A 1,117-nucleotide genomic window follows, 5' to 3' on the forward strand; every position below is an offset into this window, starting at 1 on the left:
GGCCGGCAGCAGGCCCAGCCGGGCTATGGCGGCCAGCCGGGATACGGCTCCCGCGGCGGCTTCGGCGGCCAGCCCGGCTTCGGCCGGTCCGGTGGCGGCGGCTTCATGGCCGGCGCGATGCAGACCGCCATGGGCGTGGCCGGCGGCGTCGTCCTCGGCAACCTGCTGATGGACGCCTTCACGCCCGATGTGGCCCAGGCGGCCGAAGGCCTCGGCCAGGCGGCGGAGGACACCGCCAGCGACTTCGCCTCCGATGCCGGCTTCGATATGGGCGGCGACGAGCTCTGAGGTTAGTATGGGGCCGGCGGCGTCATGCCTCCGGCCCTCCCCTTTTTGTCGTGATTTGATCGGACGCATCGTGGAAAGCTTCGTTGCCCAGGTCACGCAGTTCATCGCCGACAATCAGGCCTGGGCTGGACCGATCCTGTTCCTGCTGGCCTTCGGCGAATCCATGGCCGTGGTCGGCCTGTTCGTCCCCTGCACCGCCCTAATGCTGGCCACCGGCGCCCTGGTCGGCGGCGGCCTGCTGCACCCCGTGCCCGTGATCCTGTGGTCGATCGCCGGCGCCGTGCTGGGCGACGCCGTCTCCTACTGGCTGGGCCAGAAGCTGGGCCCGAACGCCCGCAACGTCTGGCCGTTCTCGCGCGACAAGGCGATGATCGCCAAGGGCCGGCTGTTCTTCCGCCGCTGGGGCACCGCCTCGATCTTCCTCGGCCGCTTCCTGGGACCGCTGCGCGCCGTGGTGCCGCTGATCGCCGGCATCATGCGGATGCGCCCCGCCCGCTTCCAGATCGCCAATGTGCTGTCCGCCATCGTCTGGGTGCCCGCCATGCTGGCGCCCGGCTGGCTGGTGGCCCAGGGCGTCGGCGAGCTGGAGGGCATCGGCGAGACCCAGTGGATCCTGATGACCGGCGCGCCGCTGCTGGCCGGCGCCTTGACCCTGGCCGCCTTCGCCAAGTTCGCGGCCCGCCGCGCCGTCCCGGTCCGCGCCCGGCGCCAGCGCGCCGGCGAGCAGGCCTGAGGAGAACGCCATGGGCCTGAGCGGTGCGAAGCTCCTGATCATCGGCGCGGTCGTCGCGCTCCTGTTCCTGCCGATGCTGCTGCGCCAGGCGCGGTC

The 1,117-nt window shown here is 72.2% G+C and carries 2 protein-coding genes; both read left to right on the forward strand.

Annotated features, from left to right (window positions below; translation table 11 throughout):
• Window positions 1–288, forward strand: a 288-nt coding sequence (locus tag P409_RS34915) for a DUF2076 family protein (RefSeq protein WP_034849580.1), incomplete at its 5' end; no start/stop codon positions are given.
• 70 nt (window positions 289–358) lie between these two features.
• Window positions 359–1,021 (forward strand): DedA family protein, encoded by a 663-nt coding sequence (locus P409_RS34920; protein WP_034849581.1) that lies wholly within the window; start codon window positions 359–361, stop codon window positions 1,019–1,021.
• The last annotated feature ends 96 nt before the right edge of the window (window positions 1,022–1,117 follow it).

This window comes from Inquilinus limosus MP06 (assembly GCF_000767795.1).
GTDB lineage: Bacteria > Pseudomonadota > Alphaproteobacteria > DSM-16000 > Inquilinaceae > Inquilinus > Inquilinus limosus_E.